The organism is Bordetella petrii, assembly GCF_017356245.1.
GTDB classification, from domain to species: Bacteria; Pseudomonadota; Gammaproteobacteria; order Burkholderiales; family Burkholderiaceae_B; genus Bordetella_A; species Bordetella_A petrii_D.
In genome coordinates this window covers 2652546-2673557 of record NZ_JAFMZZ010000001.1, presented here as the reverse complement: position 1 = coordinate 2673557, position 21012 = coordinate 2652546, and the positions used below count along the sequence as shown (strand labels likewise).

General features: G+C 64.8%; 15 protein-coding genes. 3 read left to right on the top strand and 12 right to left on the bottom strand.

Going from position 1 to position 21012, the window contains the following annotated elements; genetic code table 11:
* Position 1: 1 nt before the first annotated feature.
* The 5 genes from tssE to tssA all read right to left on the bottom strand — a co-directional run bounded on the left by tssE (position 2) and on the right by tssA (position 4629).
* A complete protein-coding gene (gene tssE / locus J2P76_RS12870) occupies positions 2-421 on the bottom strand; it encodes a type VI secretion system baseplate subunit TssE (protein ID WP_207408052.1) in 420 nt (139 codons plus the stop codon).
* Positions 422-462: 41 nt separating this feature from the next.
* A complete protein-coding gene (locus J2P76_RS12865) occupies positions 463-948 on the bottom strand; it encodes an Hcp family type VI secretion system effector (RefSeq protein ID WP_207408045.1) in 486 nt (161 codons plus the stop codon).
* Positions 949-1048: 100 nt separating this feature from the next.
* Positions 1049-2536, bottom strand: coding sequence for a type VI secretion system contractile sheath large subunit (gene tssC, locus J2P76_RS12860; RefSeq protein ID WP_207408043.1), 1488 nt, complete (start codon positions 2534-2536; stop codon positions 1049-1051).
* A 3-nt stretch (positions 2537-2539) separates the two neighbouring features.
* The gene (gene tssB, locus J2P76_RS12855; RefSeq protein WP_207408036.1) at positions 2540-3058 is read right to left on the bottom strand and encodes a type VI secretion system contractile sheath small subunit; all 519 of its coding nucleotides are present in this window, start codon (positions 3056-3058) and stop codon (positions 2540-2542) included.
* 26 nt (positions 3059-3084) lie between these two features.
* Complete coding sequence (gene tssA, locus J2P76_RS12850) at positions 3085-4629, bottom strand: type VI secretion system protein TssA (RefSeq protein ID WP_207408033.1); 1545 nt, start codon at positions 4627-4629, stop codon at positions 3085-3087.
* A 401-nt stretch (positions 4630-5030) separates the two neighbouring features.
* Here tssA and J2P76_RS12845 point away from each other — a divergent pair, with 401 nt between their 5' ends.
* Positions 5031-8588: an AAA family ATPase gene (locus J2P76_RS12845; RefSeq protein ID WP_207408024.1), complete on the top strand. Its 3558-nt coding sequence runs from the start codon at positions 5031-5033 to the stop codon at positions 8586-8588.
* Between the two features lie 24 nt (positions 8589-8612).
* On the opposite strand, the gene J2P76_RS12840 is transcribed toward J2P76_RS12845, so the two are convergent.
* Entirely contained in the window at positions 8613-9926 is a 1314-nt protein-coding gene (locus J2P76_RS12840) for an ArgE/DapE family deacylase (RefSeq protein ID WP_207408022.1), read from the bottom strand.
* 33 nt (positions 9927-9959) lie between these two features.
* Complete coding sequence (locus J2P76_RS12835) at positions 9960-11285, bottom strand: MFS transporter (protein WP_207408021.1); 1326 nt, start codon at positions 11283-11285, stop codon at positions 9960-9962.
* 192 nt (positions 11286-11477) lie between these two features.
* On the opposite strand from J2P76_RS12835, the gene J2P76_RS12830 reads away from it, so the two are divergent.
* The gene (locus J2P76_RS12830) at positions 11478-12449 is read left to right on the top strand and encodes a LysR family transcriptional regulator (RefSeq protein ID WP_207409200.1); all 972 of its coding nucleotides are present in this window, start codon (positions 11478-11480) and stop codon (positions 12447-12449) included.
* 132 nt (positions 12450-12581) lie between these two features.
* Here the strand turns inward: J2P76_RS12830 and J2P76_RS12825 are convergent, their stop codons facing one another.
* From J2P76_RS12825 to J2P76_RS12805, 5 genes are read right to left on the bottom strand one after another with little or no spacing between them, the layout of a single operon-like run.
* On the bottom strand, positions 12582-14672 hold the full coding sequence (locus tag J2P76_RS12825; RefSeq protein WP_207408019.1) for an HlyD family efflux transporter periplasmic adaptor subunit: 2091 nt from the start codon (positions 14670-14672) through the stop codon (positions 12582-12584).
* Positions 14673-14675: 3 nt separating this feature from the next.
* A complete protein-coding gene (locus J2P76_RS12820) occupies positions 14676-16007 on the bottom strand; it encodes an HlyD family efflux transporter periplasmic adaptor subunit (RefSeq protein ID WP_207408017.1) in 1332 nt (443 codons plus the stop codon).
* A 4-nt stretch (positions 16008-16011) separates the two neighbouring features.
* The gene (locus tag J2P76_RS12815) at positions 16012-16782 is read right to left on the bottom strand and encodes an efflux RND transporter periplasmic adaptor subunit (protein WP_207408015.1); all 771 of its coding nucleotides are present in this window, start codon (positions 16780-16782) and stop codon (positions 16012-16014) included.
* Positions 16779-18296, bottom strand: a complete 1518-nt coding sequence (locus tag J2P76_RS12810) for a TolC family protein (protein WP_207408013.1) — start codon at positions 18294-18296, stop codon at positions 16779-16781. The genes J2P76_RS12815 and J2P76_RS12810 overlap by 4 nt, the downstream gene beginning before the upstream one ends.
* Position 18297: 1 nt before the next feature.
* Positions 18298-19596 carry a VCBS domain-containing protein gene (locus J2P76_RS12805; RefSeq protein WP_347565338.1) on the bottom strand — a complete coding sequence of 433 codons (1299 nt, stop codon included), beginning with the start codon at positions 19594-19596 and terminating at the stop codon, positions 18298-18300.
* On the opposite strand from J2P76_RS12805, the gene J2P76_RS23755 reads away from it, so the two are divergent.
* Positions 19480-20895 (top strand): VCBS domain-containing protein, encoded by a 1416-nt coding sequence (locus J2P76_RS23755; RefSeq protein ID WP_347565308.1) that lies wholly within the window; start codon positions 19480-19482, stop codon positions 20893-20895. The two genes, J2P76_RS12805 and J2P76_RS23755, sit on opposite strands and share 117 nt — an antisense overlap.
* Positions 20896-21012 lie beyond the last annotated feature (117 nt).

Genomic DNA, 21012 nt, shown 5'->3' with positions numbered 1-21012 from the left:
CCTATTGCCTTTTCAAGGACACATGGCCGTTGGCGGCCACGTGCGAGGTCAGACGTACGGGTATTTCGTGGTCATCCACGGCGATCAGGCCAGAGATGGAAAACGCCAGCGACAGCACCTCGTCCTGGGACTCGGCGAAGGTGATCCGCGGCTGGCGCAGCCGCGGCTCGTAGCGCTGGATCATGCGGTTCATGTCTTCGATCATCTGGCCGGTGGTGCCGGTGGCAAACGACCCCGCCAGGTTGGTGAAATCCGGCACGCCGAACGACGGGTCGATGGGCACGCTGCCCTGGCGCGTGTTGAGAATGCGCCTGAGATGGTTCAGGATCGACTCGACCAGGATCTCTGCGCGGGTAATGTGCGAACGCTGCATGTCGCCACCCAGGCCGGCCACGCGTTCCAGCAATCGAAGTTCTCTCATGGGGCAGTGGCGGGCCCCAAAGGGCCCGCGTTCTCACGCAGTTACTTCGGCGCCAGCCACGAATCTTCCGATTCGATGCCGTCCGGCTCCCACGTCCATACGATCTTCTCGTAGGTCATGCCGATGTCTTCCATGTGGCCCAGCTGGCGATTGTCGGGCTGCAGGCAGTTGGGCACCCACAGGTGCGTGGCCACGATCACCGCCTTTTCGAGCTTGATGGTGTAGTACTTTTCTTCCGTACCCTTGGGGCTGATACGGTAGAACTCCAGCAGCACCGACTTCAGCTGCTCGCCCGAGCACAGCGCCTGGTACAGCTTGGGAGACGACTTGTCGATTTCCTTCACCAGGGTGATGCCCAGGTGCTGGCGCTTGCCCGAAGGCAGTCCGGTTTGCGGGTTCTTGGGCAGTTCGATGGAATGGTCGACGGCCTGGACGAGGATCTTGCCCTCGTGTCCGCTGACTTCGCACGACCCTTCGATCTTGCCTTGGTTTTGCCCTTCGAGGGTCAGGTAGCACGGCATAGCCATGGTAAATTACTCCTTGCAGTTGAAAAAAGTATCTGCGTTGAATGCAGGTCCGGCGGCGTGCCGGTGGCAGCCGGCACGCCATTGCCGGGTTGACAATGGGTCAGCTCTTGTCGAGCTTGCCCACCAGGGAAAGCGTGAAAGACGCACCCATGTACTTGAAATGGGGTCGCACTTTCAGGCCCACTCGGTACCATCCCGGATCACCTTCCACATCCGACACGGTAATTTCGGCCTGGCGCAACGGGCGGCGGCTGCGCACGCCGGCCGCCGGGTTGTCCATATCCGCGACGTACTGGCGGATCCAGTTGTTCAGCTCCGATTCCAGGTCGGTGCGCTCCTTCCACGTCCCGATGTTCTCGCGCTGGATCACCTTGATGTAATGCGCCAGCCGGCTCACGACGAAGATGTAGGGCAGTTGCGTGCCGAGCTTGTAGTTCAGCTCCGCTTCCTTGCCTTCCTTGTTGTTGCCGAAGAACTTGGGCTTCTGCACCGAATTGGCGGAAAAGAACGCGGCGTTGTCGGTGTTCTTGCGCATGGTCAGCGCAATGAAGCCCTGTTCGGCCAGTTCGAATTCGCGCCGCTCCGAGATCAGCACCTCGGTGGGGATCTTGGTCTGCGTCTCGCCCATGGCCTCATAGTTGTAGACCGGCAGGTCGCCGACCGTGCCGCCGCCTTGCGGGCCGATGATGTTGGCGCACCAGCGGTACTGGGCGAAGCTTTCCGACAGGCGGCTGGCGAACGCGAAGGCCGCGTTGCCCCACAGGAACTCCTTGCTGCCGCCTGACACGTCCTCGTTGTAGCGGAACTGCTTGGTCGGCACGGTATCGTCGCCGTACGGCACGCGCAGCAGGAAGTTGGGCAGGGTCAGCCCCACGAAGCGCGCGTCCTCGGTCTGCCGGAAGGCATTCCACTTCGCGTACTGCGGGCCTTCGAATACCGCGGCCAGGTCTTTCAGGTTCGGCAGGCCGGCATAGGCGTCCATGCCGAAGAACTGCGGCCCGGCCGAAGCGATGAACGGCGTGTGCGCCATGGCGGCGACGCTGGCCACGGATTGCAGCAGCTTGATGTCCTGCCCGCCGGGGCCGAACTCATAGTTGCCGATAATGGTGCCGAACGGTTCGCCGCCGAACTGGCCGAACTCGGCCGTATACACGGCCTTGTACAAGCCCGAGCGCGTGATGTCCGAAGCATCTTCGAAATCTTCCAGCAGCGCCTGCTTGGACACGTTCAGGATTTCGATGCGGTTGTTTTCGCGGAAATCGGTCCTGTCGACCAGGAACTTCAGCGACCGCCAGGCCGATTCCAGCTTCTGGAACTGTTCCTGGTGCATGATCGCGTCGACCTGCCGGCACAGCTTGCGGTCCAGGCCGGCGATCATCTCGTCGATCAGGCCCTGGCTGACTTTCTCTTTCGCGCGGTTGGGTTCGAGCAGCTCCGCCACGAAGGCTTCCAGCCCCTGGCGGGTAATCGAATACGCATCGTCGCCGGGCTTGACGCGGGTCGATTCGATCAGCTGGTCGATCAGCGACCCGCCGGCCTGTTCCGCGGCCTGCGCCGCGCCCTGTTGCTGGGGAGATTCCTGGCTCATCGATTACTCCTTGGACTGGTCGGACTCGGGGCCGGCCGATTGCACACCCAGTTCAGCCAGCAAGCGTTCGCGCGCGCCTTCATCCTGAATGAGCGCCTGCAGCTTCTTGCGGAAGTCGGGAAGATTGCCCAGCGGGCCTTTCAGGGATTTCAACGCCTCGCGCAGCTCGATCAGCTGGCGCAGTTCGGGCACTTGCTCGACCAGGGCGTCGGGCTCGAAGTCGCGGATGTTCTCGAACTTCAGCGTGACCGGCAGCGACTCATCGCTTTCGCCCTCGGACAGGCGGTTGGGCACGGCCATCGTCACGCTCAGGCCCTGGGCCTTGAGCACATCGTTGAAGTTGTCCTTGTCGACCTGGATGGGCTTGCGCTCGTCGAGCGGCGTATCTGATTCCTGCAGCGTGAAATCACCCAGCACCAATTGCTTCAACGGCAGTTCAACCTGCTCCTGCGCGTCGCCGGTGGCCGGCTTGTAGACGATGTTGACACGTTCCTTCGGGGCTACGGATCCATCATTGGCCATTGCAGTTCTCCTAGGTAGCGGATGGATTAGGCGGCGGCGGTGGACTGCGAAAGTTGCCAGGCGGCCCGCAGGTCCAGGCTGGCCAGGCGGGCCAGCATGGATTCATTGGGCCCGGCGCCGGACGCGCCGTATCGCAGTTCGACGGCCGCCGCCAATTTCAGGGCTTGCCGCGCCAGATCGGGTTCCCAAGTGGCCAGGCGGTGGGCGTCGAGTTCTTCAATCAGCGTGGCCAGCAGCGGACGCATGTCGGCACGCGCATCAAAACGTTGCAGCAGGGCGCACTGCGCCAGGCGCAGGCGGAAGTTGTCGCGCTGGCTGCCGGCGTGGCGCGCGGCGGATTGCAGGTTGTCCAGCGCCTCATTCAGCTTGCCCGCCACCGCGTCGGCATCGGCGGCGGCAGCCAGCTCGGCCACCGGGTCCGCGCCGGCGGCGCCGCCGGCCGCGCGCGGCGCGTCGCTGCCCAGCGCCTCCAGCCAGGCCTGCGTGTCGGGATCGGCGAACGGGCGGCCGTCGCTGAATTTCATGTCGGCCAGCTGCGGCAGGCGCGACAGCAGGCGGCCGGTTTCAAAGGCCACGGACAGCGCCGCGTCCTTGGCGCCCAGCCGGCTCAGCGCGGCATGGCTGGCGCGGTTCAAGTCCAGCCAGTAGCGGTGCCCGATCAGGCGCGACTCGGCAAAATGAATCACGGCTTGCGGGTCGCCGCCTTGCGCGATCTTCTCGAAGCCCACCATGACCTGGTCGGGCGGCGGCGGCAGGCGCGTCGCGCCGTTCTGCGCGGGCGGCGCCTGCTCCAGCGCCGCCCAGGCGCAGATGCGGTTCAGCCTGAACAGCAAGGGCAGGGTGGGGTGTTCCTCCAGATACCAATCGATCAGCGGTCGCAGGCTGGCCAGCCCCGCTTCGGCGACGGCTTCCGGGTCGCTGCCGGCCGCGGGCGCGGCGGCAGCGGCCACCGGCGCCGAAGCGGGGCCGGCGGATGCCGAGCCGGACGCGGCCGCTTCAGGAGCCGGCTCGGCCGGCCGTTCCACCGGCAGGTTCGTCAATGCCGCGCGCAAGCCGTAGAACGCCGGCGCTTCGTTGTCGTGCTGCTGCCATGCCGCATCCAGCGCTTCCCAGTCGGCCAGCAATTCGCTGTGCACGTCGGGCTGCAGCGCGGCGAATTCGGCCTGCGGATCCTGGATGCAGTCTCCTAATTGATCCAGCAGCCATTGCATCTGGTTGCGGCGCCCGCGCAGCCGTGCCGCGGGGGGAGACATCTCGTCCCAATACGTGGTCACCAGATCGCGCAGCACGTGCACGCCGTCGGCCAGCCCGGCCAATGCGCGGGTATGCAGCAGCGCCAGGGCCAGCCATGCTCCCACCGACAAGTCCTTGCCTTCGTCGTTGAGGATTTGCGTGCCCAGGCGCGCCACTGCGTTCCAGTCCACCACGGCGCTGGCATGGATGTCGGTCAACTGGTCGATCTGCACGCGCATGGCCGCATACGCTTCGCCGTCGCGCGGGTTTTCACCCGCCGGCTGGCCGGCGCGGATGGGGCTGGCGCCCAGATTACGATCGAACCCTGCAGTTGACACGATGGCTTATCCTTTACAAATCGTGTGACAGTTGGCGTGAATCAATTTGCATACTTTTGTAGGATCCTGTTCGGCGAAGAAACTCGCTTTTCAGTGAGCGTTGATGCATCTTAGGAACCCACCGTTTAACAACCGTTGATGCAAATCGCAAAAATTTCGTCATCGCCTGCAATCGATTTAACGTTTGTTCAACGGTTTTTGCGCTACAACGTGTCTTATGTATCGAATCGATATCAACTGAGAAGAACAGAGACCCAAGACGGCATAAAGCAGGGCGAATGGGTGTGCCTACGGGCAGCGTCGGCCTGGCGGGTCGCAAGGTTCTCGCCACCTATCTGCCTATGCACCCAAGTCTGATTCGGCCCATTCATCTTCGACTGCTCGGAGAATTCGATATCGCCGTGGCCAACGTCAATGGCCGACGCGCGCTCAGCTATACCAAGCCCAAACTGTTGCTGGCGATGTTGGCGCTGGCACAAGGAAAACCCTATTCCCGCGCCGAGCTGGCCAATATCCTGTGGCCGGCCGACCTGAAAGACGGGCGCGCCAATCTGCGCCACGCGCTGTTCGTGCTGCGCCGCCTGTTCGAGCCGGTGCCCGACGCCTGGATCTCCACGGCCAGCACCCTGGCGCTGAACCCCGATGTGATCATGGTCGACGTGCTGGCCATCATCGGCGCGACCGGCTACGAGTCATTGACGCTGGAGCAGCGCCTGGACTACGACCGCGGCAACTTTCTGGAATACACCGACCTGCCCGAAAGCGGGTCGTTCACCGCCTGGAAGACCAGCTGGCAGGCGCGCATCGAGCGCGACGTTTCGGAATGCCGCAGCGCGCTGCTGGCGCGGCTGGCGGAAGCGGGCCTGAATGAACAGGCGCTGGATACGGCCAAGAAGTGGGTGCACATACACCCGGAAGACGAGGGCGCCCACCGCCACCTGATCCGCCTGTTGCTCGATGGCGGCAATCGCGAAGCAGCCATGCTGGCTTACCAGCATTGCGTGGGGATCATGCGCGAGCGCTTCGACAGCGAGCCGTCCGAACAGACGCGCACCCTGGTCGAGACCGTGCTGCCCACGGCCGACCTGGATTCGCTGCGGCCCATCGAGCAGCGCCAGTACCAGCCCCTGGCGGTGCTGGCCGTGGCCTTGTCGCTGGACGAGTCCGACGATTATCCCGAGCAGTCCCTGCAAAGCCTGCAAACCGCGCGCAAGCACCTGCTGGAACTGGCGCGCAGCGAAGGCGCCAACGTGCTGGTCGGCGCGGACAGCAGCCTGGCGATCGTTTTCGGATACCCCAAGCTGACCGAACGCCCGGCCCATGCGGCCGGCAAGCTGGCCTGCGCCATCCGCGCCCTGTCCCTGCCAAGCGGCGTGCGGGTGGGCATGGGCATACACGCCGATATCGCTCTGGTGCAATCGACTTCCCGGCCGGACGCCGGCGCGCTGGTAAGCCAGCGCGCCATGCGGCTGGCCTACCTGGCCGATGCCGGCGAAGTCCTGATCAGCGCGCCGGCCCGCGACCGCCTGGCGGGCGAATTCGCCACGCACGCCGAAAAACGCCATGGGCGGAATCTGTGCCTGCTGGAGTTCCCGCTCGAGGCCAAGGTCGTGCGGCGCATGTTCGGCCGCGTGCGTGAATTCGACAGCCTGGTCCGCCTGTGGGCGCACCTGCCGGTGGCCCAGGCGCCCACCGTCATGATGGTGCGCGGCGAGGCCGGCATCGGCAAGTCGCTGCTGACGGGAGTCATGGCGGAGTATGTGCGCCACACCGGCGGCGACGTCTGCCTGCTGGCCTGCCACGAAGGCCATGACCACACGCCGTTCTACGCCGTGCGCGAATACATCATGCGGCGGCTGTCGCTGGAGTGGGGCGGCGTCAACGGCGCGCTGGATTCGCCCGAGTACCAGGGGCAGCTGGTCGACACGGTTTGCCAGCGCGTGGGCCTGGACGCATCGGTGCGCGGCAGCCTGCGCCGGGTGCTGTTTCCGGAACGCGAACGCGCCGCGTTGAACGATCTGTCGCGGTCTACCCTGATGCAGGCCCTGGCCGCCATCCTGACCCATCGCGGCCAGCAGCATCGCCCCTTGCTGCTGGTCTGGGAAGACCTGCACTGGGCGGATCATTCCAGCCTGGCGCTGATCGAACTGCTGGCCCAGCAGGGGCAGTCCGCGCCCACCATGATGCTGATGACCGCGCGGGAAGAATTCAATTGCGCCTGGCCCGCCCATGAACTGGCGCTCAAGCCGCTGGAACGCCAGGCCATCGCGGAATTGGTGGCTCACCGGGCCAAGGGGCAGCGCCTGTCGCCGAAGCTGCGCGCGCGCATCGTGGACGACGCCGACGGCATTCCTCTTTATGCCGAGGAAATGGTCCGCCAGGTCATGCTGGGCGCCGATATCGGCGTCACGCCCATTGTCGCGGACCTGATCGCCGCGCGCCTGTCGGACCTGGAGCCGGCCACGCGCAGGCTGGCGCAGTTTGCCGCGGTGGCGGGGCAGGTGGACGAGGCGCTGATGTCGCGCGCGGCGCAGGAGTTCGGCGTTCCGCCCGAGGGCATGCCTGAAGTCTTGCGCGAACTGCGCCAGCGCGGCCTGATAGAAGAGGGCATGCCCGCCAATTTCCGCCACGCGCTGGTTCGCGACGCGATTTATCACACGCTCAGCCCGGGCCAGCGGCGCATGCAGCACGAGAACGTGGCCAACTACCTGATCGACCTGGGGCCGCGCGCCGAGCCGGTCGAGTCGGCCTACATCGCCCGCCATCTCGAAATGGCCCAGCATGCCAACGCGTCGCACTGGTGGTGCCTGGCGGCGCGGGACGCGCTGGCGCAGTCCGGGATGACCGAAGCGCATGCGCTGACCGAGCGCGCCTTGCTGGCGCTGCGCTACATTGCCGATGTCCCGATGCGCCGCAAGATCGAACTGGATGTGCAGCTGCTGCGCGGTTCCGTGTTCACCGCGCTCAAGGGCGGCGGGGCGGCCGAGACCTCGCAGGCATACGCGCGCACCGCCGAACTGCAGCAGAGCAACGACGATCCGAATACGCAGTTCCTGTTGCTATGGGGGGCCTGGACCGTGGCGGTGAGCACCCGCACGCATACCGAAACCCTGCAGCAGGCCGACCGACTTTGCCGCTATGCCGACCAGACCGGCGACAGCGCCTTGCAGGGCCGGGCGCAGTATGCCTGCGGCTTCAGCTACTTGCTGACCGGCGACATGGTGGCCGCCGAACGCTGGCTGCGCACCAGCATACAAAGCCTGGGCGGGCATCCCGACCACTCCATGCGCTTCGCCCGCTGGGGCGCGGATGGCGTCTGTGCGGCAAAGGCCGTGCTGGGCTGGGCGCTGACCCTGCAAGGCCGCGAGGATGAAGGCCTGAAATCCGCGCAGTCCGGCCTGGCCGACGCCGACCGGCTCGACCACCTGGCCAGCCGGGTCCTTTGCCTGGCCATGCTGGGCGAAATCCACCGCCAGCGCGGCGATGACGACGAAGCCCTGCGCGCCGCCGAAACCGTGCGCGCCGCGGCGCACAGCGGCGATTTCGCGCTTTGGTATGGCCTGGCCGACGGCCTGGCGGGCTGGGTGCGGGCGCGCCGTGGCGAAAAAGGCGCGCTGGACGAAATACAGCGCGCCATCGATGCCTCGCGCACCGGCATGCCGGTGCTGCAGTCCGGCCTGGAATTGCTGCTGGCCGGCGCCTCTCTGGAGCAGGACCAGCCCGAGCGGGCCTCGCGGGCCGTCCATCGGGCAGCCGAGGCCATCGACCGGTTCGGCAGCCTGTTCATGCGCGGCGATTATCTTTGCCTGTTGGGCAACGTGGCCGCCCAGCAAGGCCAGCACGCCAAGGCGCGCGAATACTGGCAGACGGCCGTCGCCGAAAGCCGCCGGCTAGGCCTGACGCTGGCGGCGCGCAAGGCGGAAGCGCGTCTGAACAGTTCCTCGCAGCAGGCCGCGTAGGCAGGCGCGCCACGGGCGCGGGATTCAGGCCCGGGAGGCCGCCGGGCTGATACCGCACCATTGCCCAATGAAAAGGGCGATGGTCTTGGTGATCAGGCGCAGCGATTCGATGTGCACGCGCTCGTCGAAGCCATGGATATCGAGCGATCTGGGACCGTATACCAGGGTGGGCATATTGCCGTAGATCACGAACACCCGGGCGTCGAGATAGCCCGGAGTCGTGAAGCTCTGAAGATCGCTCTGGAAGCCCAGCTTGTGGCATTCCTGCAGTGTATTTTCGGCATCGCTGCCTTCTTCCAGCACATAGCCTTCGGCATAGAAGCCCGTGTAGGTAACCTGCGGCGGCGTGCCGCCCAGTCTTGGGTCGGAGGCCGCGTCGCGCAGGCAGGCGTCGATCTCGGCGCGCGCCTGGTCGGCCGTGGTGCCTGGGTAGATGGCTGCCCGCACATCGAATTCACACCAGGGCGGGACGGTCGAAGGCCAGTCCCCGCCTTCGATTTTCCCGATATTGAAATTGATGGGGTGGTCGAGATGTTCGAAGTGGCGGTGGCAATGGTGCTGGCCGTTCCATTTCGTTTCGATGCGGCGCAGCGCCTCGATTGCCGCATAGGCCGCGTCGATGGCGTTGAAGCCGTTTGCCATTTCTCGCGTATGCATGGGCCGGCCCTGCACGCGTACCTTGAACCAGAGCACGCCGACATTGGCGCGCACCAGCATGTTCTCTTCGGGTTCGGGAATAATGACGGCGTCGGCCCGGTAGCCGCGCAGCAGCGCGGCCAGCGCGCCGTTGCCGGTGCATTCTTCTTCCACCACCGACTGGAAATGAATCGGAGCGGCCGGCTCGTAGCCGGCCGCGCGCACGGCATCGTAGGCGAACAGGTTGGCGGCCAGCCCGGCTTTCATGTCGGCCGCGCCGCGGCCATACATCCAGCCGTCGATAATGGCCGGATCCCATGGCGAACGGCTCCACATGGCCGCCGGGCCCGTCGGCACCACATCGATGTGTCCATTGAGAATGAGAGAGCGGCCGGCCTGCTGTGCCGGGCGATAGGTGCCCACCACATTGAAGGCGTTTTCATAGGAAACGGTCACCGGGCCGAAGCCGGGATGCGATTCGATATCTTTCACATCGATCTGCCAGCGGTCCATCGTGAAACCGCGCTTGCGCATCGCTTCGTAAAGAAAATCCTGAGCGGTGTGTTCCTGCTCGCGCAGCGACGGAAAACGCACCAGGTCCTGGGTGAAGGCGAGCTGCGCGTCGAAATGCGCATCGACCGCCTGGAGAATGCGCCGTGTCTGCTCTTCGGTGAGCGCGCGGGGAGTACTGTTTTGCGTCATGCTGGGTTCCTTCGGCAATGAATGGATATCGGATCAGGCGGCCGTGGTGCCGGCGGCGCGCGGCGCGTCCAGCCCGCGGCGGCGCTTGTGTCCGGCCAGCGCCCAGATCGAGAGCAGCGTGATGGCGGAAAGGACCGAATAGAAGATCGCCAGGGGCATCCACTGGCCCGGATAGCGGTAGGTCAGCCAGGTGCCGACCAGCGGCGTCATGCCCCCCGCGATCGCGCCGCACAACTGGTACGACAGCGAGATGCCCGAGTAGCGCACATGCGGGGCAAAAGCCTGGCTGATGTACCCGGCCATCGCCGAATAGATCGTCGCCATGAAGACCAGCACGATGGCAATGCCGGCGATGATGCCCAGGGCGGTGCCCTGCGTGACGAGCATGAACATAGGGTAGGGCGCCAGCACCGAGCAGAACGCCGCCGTGATCAATACCCGGACGGGGCCGAGCGCGTCGGCCAGCCAGGCGGCCAGGGGCTGGACCAGGAACTGGATGATGGCGACGGCGAACAGGCAGTCCAGAATCAGCGCGCGGCTCAGGCCCAGCGTCTGGGTGGTGTAGGACAGCATGAACGTGTTGGTGAAATAGATGCCGCCGATCGCCACGGTGCAGACACCCATGCACAGCAGGACAGTGCGCCAGGCGGTGCGCAGCACCTCCCGGGCCGGAACTTCGGCGCGCTCCTGGCGCTCCAGGACTTGCGTGAAGTCGGGTGATTCATTGACGCCAACGCGAATGAAATAACCCACGAACAGCAGTACGGCGCTGACCAGGAACGGCACCCGCCAGCCCCAGCTGACGAAATCCGCTTCATCCAGCATCGCCAGCAGGCGGAATGCGAGCAGCGACAGGATCAGCCCCGCGGGACTGCCCAATTGCGCGAAAGAGGCGGCAAAGGTACGGCGGCGCTGCGAGGCGTGTTCGCCCGCCATCAGCACGGCGCCGCCCCATTCGCCGCCGACGGCGAGGCCTTGCGCCAGGCGCAGCAGCAACAGCAGGGCGGGGGCCCACAGGCCGGCGGCCGCATAGCTGGGCAGCAGGCCGATGCCGACCGTTGCCGTTCCCATGATGACCAGGGTTGCCATCAGCGCCTTCTTGCGGCCGACCCGGTCGCCCAGGTGGCCGAAAATGACGCCGCCCAGGGGGCGCGCCAGAAAGCCGGCGGCGAAGGTGCCGAACGAGGCCATGGTACTGACGAAGGGGTCGGCGGTGGGAAAGAACACCTTGCCGAACACCAGCGCGGCGGCGGTGGCGTAGATGTAGAAGTCATACCACTCGATGGTGGTGCCGATGAAGGCGGCGGTTGCGGCCCGGACGGGCTGGCGCGCCGTGGATGGGCTGGCAGGAGCGGCCATGGTTTTCCTCTTGGATGGATGTCGTTGTGCGAAGAAGCGTTATCGCTCCGCGCTGGACATAACGTCAATTTATGCTTTCTAATAAGAAACTTAAGCAACAATAATGACGCGCCATCTTGTGGCCATTCCCGGTTTTCTGCCGGCTTTCTGCTGCCTTGTGAGGCCAACCCCGCCAGTTGCCCGCGTTTCCCCATGCAAATTCCCATCCTGCAAGACCCTCGCTCCAGCGACCGCCTGGACTGGAATCTGCTGCGGACCTTTCTGGTCATTGTTCAGGAACGAAGCATCAGCGGCGCCGCCGCCAAGCTGCACCTGACCCAATCGGCAGTCAGCCAGGCGCTCAAGCGCCTGGAAGATCAGCTCGGGCGGCGGCTGATCGAACGGCACAACGTGGCTTTTACGGTTACAAATGCGGGCGAAGAAGCGTGCAGGGCGGTCGAGGCGATCCAGGGCAATGTGTCGCAGCTATTGGCGGATGTCTCGCAGGCGGAAGCGGAAGCCACGGGGCGTATCCGCCTGCTGGTCGCCAGCCGGATCCATTCCGCGGTGTACGACGATTTCTGGGCCGATTTCCACAGCCAGCATCCACGGATCGAGGTGCAGATGGACGTGCTGCCGAGCAGCGAGATCGTCACCCTGATACAGCAGCGGGCCGCCACGGCCGGCATCGCCTTGTGCCGGCAGATGCCCCGGCGCCTTGAAAGCAAAGTTTTCCTGCAGCAGCGCTATGCGCTGTTCTGCGGCCGCAACCATGCGCTGTTCGGCAAACAGGACGTCCGCATCGAAGAACTGCTGGGCGAGAACTTCGTTTCGTTCGCCAGCGACGCGCTTGGCGACAGCCTGTCGCCGTTAACCATTTTTCGCGACCAGCGGGGCTTTTCCGGCCGGGTGGTGGCAGCGTCGACGCAGCATGACGAGGTCAAGCGGCTGCTGATCGCCGGTTTCGGCATTGGCTGCCTGCCTGAGCACAGCGTGCAGGCGGATATCGAACAAGGGCGCCTGTGGCGCCTGCCGCCGGGCGAAGGCGTATGCACCGTGGATCTTCATCTGCTGTGGCACCGGGACGCGCAGCCGGCTGCCGCGGAAAAGGCGTTCCTGAAGCATTTCAGAGACTACATCGACAGATATTCCATGGCCGAACGCCTGGCCTCCAGCGGCGTTTGAATTACGCATAATGTATATTATGTAAAGTTACGAGCACGCCCGGCGCCGCAGGCCAGGCAGGATCGCGGAAAAACCGGCGAACTGCCCTACTTGACCTTCACCACGTCGTCCGGCTTACAGGTCTGATCGTAATCAGAAACCGCTTTCCCGGATGGCCAGGCTGGCGAAATATCTCAATATTGTCATCAGCCGGCTGCGCCTGACGCCCTCAAAATAGACCTTCCCGCGTTGCTCGCGCAGCAGCGGCAGCGGCTCATCCAGCTGCAGGCGCACCGTGTACAACGCCTGTTCCGGGATCAAGGCCTCTTGCTTTTGATACGCAGGAATGGGACCGTCATGCACCGTGGCGAGCAAGGGCGACGGCAATCGCTGCAACCGTGCCGGCGCGATGGTTTCAATGCTGCCGCACTGGCGCACCGGATCGCTTTCCAGATAGAAGCAGCCTTGGCTGCCAGGGCTTAGCGACTGGATGTCTTCTTCGCTGACATAAGCCTCGGCAATCCAGCGCGAAGGATCGACCAGCCGGCCCAGGCTCTGCTGCTGGCCAACCCAGCTGCCCGGCCGGAGCTCGGGCGGCACATCCAGCCAGGTGCCATCGAATGGCGCGCGCAGAATCAGTTTTTCACGTTCGGCGGCGACCGATTGCGCGTTGGCCAGGCTCATGGCCAGCGATTCCATCGTGGCGGCCTGCTGCTCCAGGCCGCTGGACTGGTCCAGCAGGCCCGACAGGCGCGCCGCACCCCCGCGGATGCCGGCCAGAGCGGCCTGGGCCTGGCTGCTCAAGTCGGGGTTCTCGAGGCTTAGCAATACCGTTCCGCGAGTGACCTGCCCTGCCCTGGCCAACTCGGTCACGCGCGCCGGTGTCGGGGTAAAGGCGGCCCATTGCTGAGCAGCCCGTGCCAGGGCAGGCGCCCGGATAGAGGTCGGAAGCGGTATCGCCAGCCACAGAATAAACAGCAGCAACACCAGCCACAGTACTGTGCGCCGTGCTCGCCGGATATGCCGCCGGCGCTGCGACCAGACTTTCAGCTCGCGCCAGCAGGGCCGCACGATGAAATAACCGAGCTCCACCGCAAGCAGCACCACGCCCAGCGCCTTGAAAAAAAAGTGATACACCGCCAACGCGATTCCCAGATAGATCACCAGCCGATAGAGCCAGGTCACCCACGCAAACAGAATCAGCCTGCGTCGCTGGCGCGGCGGAAAAGATTCGGGCCAGGGGTCGTTCCCACCCAGGACGAGGCGCCGCAGCGCCGTGCGCGCCAGGGCCGCAGCGCGTTCATGCAGGTTGGGCAGATCCAGCCAGTCAGACAGGATGAAATAGCCGTCGAAGCGCATGAACGGACTGGCATTGAGCGCCAGCGACAGCACCCAGCTGGTGGTGGCCAGATAAAAACAGGCCTGGCGCATCACCCCAGGCGGCAGCACCGCCCACAGCAGCGTAGACAGGCCGGCGATGATCAATTCGGTGGTGATCCCGGCCGCGGCGATCATCAGCCGCTGGCGCGGCTCGGTCAGGCGCCACGACTCGCTGGTATCGGTGTACAGCATGGGCCACATGACCAGAAAAGCCACGCCCATGTGCCCGACCCTAACCTTGAAATGCGTCGCCACCAGGGCATGGCCGAACTCGTGCAGGGTCTTGGCCACGGCCAGCGCCAGCGCGAATCCGAGCGCGCCTTTCCAGGACACCGATTCGAACAGGGTATGCTGGAATGTGTCCCACTGCCGCAAGGTCAGGAACACGCCGGACAGGCTCAATGCGGCCACCAGCCAGGCAGTCAGGGGGTGGAACAGAAAGCGCAGGCGGCGATACAGGCGCGACAGCCAGTACGTGGGGTGGATGAGCGGAATGCGGAAGAACAGGTAATTGTGCAGCCACCATTTCAGCTGCATCCACGGACGCCGAGGCTCAGCCGCTGCCATGGCCTGGCTTTGCGATGGCGCTGCGCGCAATAATTGATTGCTGCGCAAGAACTCGGCGAATTCCCCCAGCTGGGCACCGTCGGGCTGCAAAGGGGTGGCTTGGGCAATGTCGGCGAGCAGCTCATCAGGCTTCATCTTCCAGCGCGCCAGAAACTCGAATTCCAGCCAGCCGATGCGAAAATGGCGGTTGCGCACAGGGTCTTCAATGATCCAGGCCGGGCTGCCGTCGATTTGCGGCGAAGCGCCGAAAATGCGCAGATCTTCACGCAGCCCGGGCAAGGATCGCGCGGCCGGCATGGTTCAGAACCCCGTGAAAGCCCGCAGCGCGGCCAGCGGCCGGCGGATGATCTCGAAACCCAGCACCGACCTGCCTCCGGAAATTCTGGCGGTGCCCTTCAGGCCGATGCGGGCGCCCTCGCCTTCGTCGATACTGGCGCGCAGGCGGTAGCTGGGCACGCCTTCGGGTGTCAGGGCCGCCTCGTAGCTGGTCTCGATGATACGGCCATGCAGCGGCTTCAAGGGCCGCACCGTCAGATAGAAATCGACCGGCGCCCCGACATCCAGCGAGATGGCGTCGGACGCGGGCAGTTGTATCAGCATTGCGGGCCTGGCGGGATCGGCCAGTTGCATGATGCGCTCACCTGTGACAACCGGCTTGCCGATCCAGTCGTTGACGTCGGCAAACACGGCCACGCCGGCCCGCGGCGCCCGCTGTTCCAGCCGCTGCAGCTGGGACTTGATGGACGCCAGCTCGGCGCGCCGTTCTTCCGCGCGGCTTTGCAGCACCGTCAGCCGCGCCCTGCTGTCTTCATTGCGAAAGGCGGTCTGGCTGGCCGCGAGGTACTCTGCGTCGGCCACCGCTACAGCCCGGGCCGCGACTGCGAGGCGATGGCTCAATGTCGTGTCATCCAGCGAAAACAAAAGCTGCCCAGCCTGGACCGTTTGGTTGGGACGGACGTGAACGGCCTTGATGACACCATCCAGCGGCGCACTGACCACTTCCAGGTCCAGCGAAGTGACTTCGCCCGGGGCCAGCGCCCGCTGGTGCACTGGAAGAAAGCACAAAGCCACCAACAACAGCAGCACCAGTTTGGCCAGCCGGCCCTTGCGCCAGCTTCGGATCGGCCTGCTGCGCCGCGCCAGCAGTTCCCAGCTGTAGGCCCAGGCCTGGCCCAGGCGCGCCATCACGGCCCGCTGCCCGGGAGTCGGGGATTGGTCCAGCAGATACACGACCCAGCCCAGCGGCTTGCCCGCGCGGGACTTCAGCGGCCACAGCCATACGCCCTCGGTCCACCACTCGTTCCATCCCTGGGCGGTAAGCGTCGTGGCGCCCTCTTCGGGCGGCGCCGTCAGCCAGAGGTCTTTGCCGTCGGCCACCTGCTCGCGCAACCATTTGCGGGTGCGCTCCAGCCACACCAGGTAAGGCGATTCCTGGTCGGTCGACACCAGGCCGGAAATATTCAGCAGGCGCCACTTATCGCCCTGCTCTTCGAATACCAGCGCCTGGCGATAATTCAGTAAAGGGTGCGCGTCATTGGCGATATGGAAACTCAACTGCTGGATATCGTCGGCCTGGCGCGCCAGGCCCTCGACCTCCGCCAATTGAAGCAACAGGAGGATATCTTCCTGCATCAGCTTATTTGGATAGTTGGAAGTCTGCTATTCCACTCATGCCCGGCATCAGTTCCTGCTGCGGGTCCTCTGCCTTCCCTTCCAGTTCAATGGACTGGGCCACCGCGTCGACCCGGGCGTTGATCGCCGTGACAACGGCACTGTAGCGCTTGCCGGTTTCGATGACGTCGATCTGGAACGGCGTGCCGACCTCCACATGGCGCAATTCGCGCGACGGCAGGTTCAAGCGCAGTTTCACCGGGCCATCGCTGACCAGGTCAGCCAGCGGCGTGCCGACGCTTACACTTTCGTGAGGGCGTACGTAAAGCTTGGCGACGCGCCCCGAATAAGGCGCGGCTACCGTGCAGTAGTCGACCTGGGCCTGAGCCAGTTCCTGGGCGGCGGCGGCGCGGTCAGTTGCCGCGCGGGCCAGCGCTACTTCAGTATCGCCGGCCGCATCCAGCTTGCGCAGCCCGACCTTGGCGCGCAGCGTTTCCTTGGCGCCGGCCAGTTCAGCGGCCGCCATGCGCAGGCGCGCCTGCGGCTCGGCGCATTCCAGCCGAAACAGTACGTCGCCTTCTTCTACGTGTTTGCCGAGCCGCGCGTCCATGACGTCCAGGCGCCCGGCCATCGGGGCCGCCAGTGTACTTTCCGGGTTGGCGGTCAGCAGGACGCGGATGGCGTTGGGGTCGCTTACCGCAGCCAGGGGATCTGTCTGAGCCCAGGCCGGCAGACAGCAGATCGCGCTGGCCAGCGCCGCCTGAGCAACAAAGATGCGCGCTATTCTGACCGTCATTCGACCTCGCTTTGGGCCAGCAGGGTCGAGTGCTCCCAGTTTTCCATGGTTTTCTGGATTTCCTTGGCCAAGGTGGCGATATCGTGGCTTTGGATCACATCCGGCATCACGTCCAGCCCCACTGAGTTATACAGCCGGCCCCAGGCCGCCTGCGCGTCGGAATAGGCCGCGAATCGCTGGTATCGCGACAACAGCCAGCGCGCATCGGCCCGGATGTATTCCAGCTTCGAGTCGGCCGAGATGCTGGCGCTGGCCTTGGCATAGTCGCGCAAGCGGCTGTCGACTTCCATGCTTTGCTCGGCGAAATTGAACTGTTCCCGGGCCAGGTAATAGCGCTGCGCCGCCACCCGCACCTGGGTCAGCACCGCCATCGACAGGGCCATGCGGCGCAGATCGGCGACCTTGTCCTGGTTCTTCCCGGCGGCGTCCAGGGCGGGCATGCTGAGCAGATTCAGGAGATTCCAGGACACCCGTATGCCTATGGCATTCCAGCTGTTGTTGTACAGATATTTGTTGGAGTCATAGTGCGCGCCCGCGGTAAAGGTAATATGCGGCCACAGTTCGGCCTTGGCAATCTTGATGTCGTTCTCTGTGACACGCTTGCGATACCACTCTTCCATGATCTCCGGCCGGTTCTCCAGCGCCAGGTGTTCGAGCGTCTGGACATCGAAATTCGGCATCGGAATGGCAGGTTCGGCTTCGTCGGCCACGCGGAACTCCGTGCCCGGAGGCAGCGACATCAGCGCGGCCAGCTCGGACCGCGCCAGTTCCAGGTCCTGGCGGCGCGTCGACAGCAGGCCGACGGCGTCCAGCAGGGCCCGCTGGTAGGCCAATGCCTGCTGGCGCGGCAGCAGGCCGCGCTTTTCGGCTTCGCGCGCCGACGCCAGGCCGTCGTTCACGCGTTCCATCAGTTCGTCCACGCGCGCAATCAGGCGCTGGGCGCCCACCGCGCGCCAATACGCATTGCGCACGTCCTGAAGCACGTTCTGCACGACTTTGCGGCGTCTTTCCTCGGCCATCAAGACCTGGTCCATCTTCTGCTGCGACCGCTCATAGGCGACCACGAAATCCAGCGTGCTCCAGGTCAGTTCCAGGTCGGCCAGCCGATGGTAGCGCTGTTCTGACGTAGACGGCCGCAGACTGACTTCGCCATCATCGATGCCGACCGAGGTTCCGCCCGATTCGTTGGAACGGCTGGTGTAGCCCGCCGACGCAATCAGCTTGGGCAGCATTTCATGCCGTGTCACGTCCACCAGATTGCGCGCCAGCGCGCTTTCCATGAGCTTGAGCCGGTAGTCCAGGTTGTATTTCAACGCGCGCGCCGCGGCTTCGTAGAAAGTGATCGGATGCGTCACCGGCTCCTGGTCCGCATACATCATCTTGCGGTCTTGTTCGATACGCTGCTCGATCTCATCTTTCGTATATGGGGCAGCCAGCTGGGTGGATGAGCAGGCTGTCAATCCCACGATGGCCAGCGCAAGCAAGCTGAGACGGAACTCCCGGTATGCCTTCATGTCACGCTCCTCTCGTTTTGCTGATTTCCCCATCAGGCCGCCAGGCCTCGCGCAGCACGGGACGGCCGGCGCTGGCGCGGATCTGTTCGCTGAAAGACCCGGCCCGGGGCGCCACGCCGTTCTGCCCGGGTTCTTTCGCGCGTTCGTTTTCCCGTTCCCGCTCGGACCCGGGCTGCATCCGCAGTTCGCGGTAAGCAAAGGCTGAGTCGTCGCGCAGCAGCCCGTCGGCGGACAAGAACACCCTTGAATAACGTGTCTGCATCAAGGCGTCCTCATAACGGGCCAGCCATTGCAGGGCCTGTATGGTGGGGGTAAGCGGCGTATCGTGGTCCTGTTCCAGCAGGCCGGCGGCCAGCGACTCGATGGTGATTTCAGGCGGCAGGTCGAGCCCGGGCTGTTGGCCGCGTATGCTGGCCTGCAGCCAGCGCTGCAAGATAAGACTGTCGCGCACGGCCGGCGTCACAAAAACCACGGGGTCCACATTCAGATCGTGGACAAGGCGCTGCTGCAGGTCCTGCGCGCCAAACAGCCCATGCGGATCGCCGCGGTCCACATATGCGGCATCCAGGTCCAGCACAATGGTCAGCCGCGCCTGCGACTGCTGGCCGGCAAGATCGGTGACGGTGTAGACGAACACGTCGCTCAGGATCGGGCCTCGTCCCCGTGCAGCCTCGACATCGGCATTGCTCAGGTCGATCTCATAGCGGTAGCTGCCGTCGGCATTCATGACGATATAGCCATAGCGACCAGCCAGCCGTTCGCCAGCCCCCGCCTGCTGATCCCCCTGCTCCGCCCGGATTCCCGAAACTTCGAGCTCATCGCCGCCGTCCACGTCGCTGTCGTTGTCCAGCACATTGCCTTCGGTGGTTGGCGGCCCATCCACGTCATTGACGCTATTGCTGTCGTCCCTGGCGACAGGCGTGTCGTCTCGGCCCGCAATGGTGACCACCAGGCGCGCCTGGGCAGTCACGCCGGCCGCGTCGCGCATGGTGTAGGTGAAGACTTCGGTCAGCGTTTCACCAGCGGTGCGCAAGGCCTGGACCTGCGGATTGTTGTTGTCGACGATATATTCATAGGCGCCGCCGGCGGTCAGCACCAGCCTGCCGTACTGTCCCGTCGTGCCGCCGCCCACCGTGCCTGCCTCGCCGGCGGTTTCAACGGCCACGACTGTCTTTGTGTCGCCGTGGTCGACATCGCTGTCGTTGTCGAGCAGGTTGCCCGCGGGATTGACGCCCCGGTCGGTGTTGTTCACGCCGCCGGCTTCGACCGCATCGGCGGCATCATCGTTGGCTGTCGGGATATCGTTGGCCCCATTGATGNGACCATCACCATCGCCGGCAGCTACGACGCGCCGCAGGCGCAGGACGATACGGACGCGGCCACGCCGGCCACGGCGATCTCGCCGGCGGTCGATGCCACGGGCTCGGTGCTGGCCAACGATACCGATGTGGACGCGGGCGACACCCAGGCGGTCGACGGCATCCGCGCCGGTTCGGGAAGCGATGGCTTTACCGAGATGGACAGCGATGGAACCCAACACATCAATGGCCTGTACGGCTGGCTGGATATCGCCGCCGATGGCACCTATACCTACCACGCCGACGAGACCAATGCAGCGGTCGCGGCGCTGGCCGTTGGCGAGCAACTGCAGGACGTGTTCACTTACCGCGTCATCGATGGCGGCGGACTGACCGACCAGGCCGAACTGCAGATCACCATCAACGGCGCCAATGATCCACCCGTGGCGACGCCGGTCGTCGGCATTGCCGTCGAACAGGGCGTTGGCAACCCAGGGCGCGATCCCAGCGGCGACTTGACGCAGCGCAACGTGGATGCCGAAGGCCAGCCCTTGACCGTGGTGGGAATCCGCACCGGACCGGAAGGCGGCGGCGGTTCTGCAGGCACGATCGGGGCGAGTTTGCGGGGCCGCTACGGCGATTTGCTGGTCAATGCCGATGGCACCTACACCTACGTGCTGGACAACAGTCTGCCAGAAGTGGATGCCTTGCGTTTGGCATCTGACACGTTGACGGATGTATTCACTTACACGATATTGGACGATGGCGGCGTGCAGGACCAGGCCACCCTTGCGATTGTGATTACAGGCCAGAACGACGCGCCGGTGGCCACTGATGATCTGGCCGACGCGGTCGAAGCCGGCGGGACAGGCAATGCCGATCCAGGCGCCAACCCAAGCGGCAATGTGCTGGACAACGACAGCGATGTCGATGGCGGCGACACGCAGGCAGTCGTAGCGGTAGAGGCCTCTGGCGAGGCCGGCACGGTGGGTGGCAGTACGGTGGGCCAGTACGGTACGCTGGTATTGACCGCCAGCGGCGATTATGGCTATGTGGTTGATAACGGCAATCCGCAAGTTCAGGCCCTGCGCACCGCCGGCGATACCTTGACCGAGGTCTTCACCTACACCATGCGCGACGCCGCGGGCGTCACCAGCTCGGCTCGCCTGGTCATTACGTTGTCCGGAGCCGATGACGCGCCCGTGGCGCAGGACGACACGGGCGCCGCCGTGGAAGCCGGCGGCACGGATAATGCGACCCCGGGCAGTNGGCCGCGGCCGCCTGGGTCCATGCTTTCATGATTTGTCTCCGGTGCTTGTTGTTGTCGGCAATCTTGGGGGGGGGGCGGTGTCAGGCGTTCGGTGAATCTTTGGTGTTCGGTGTCAGGCACCCTGCGGGAGCCTGACACCTGGCCACGC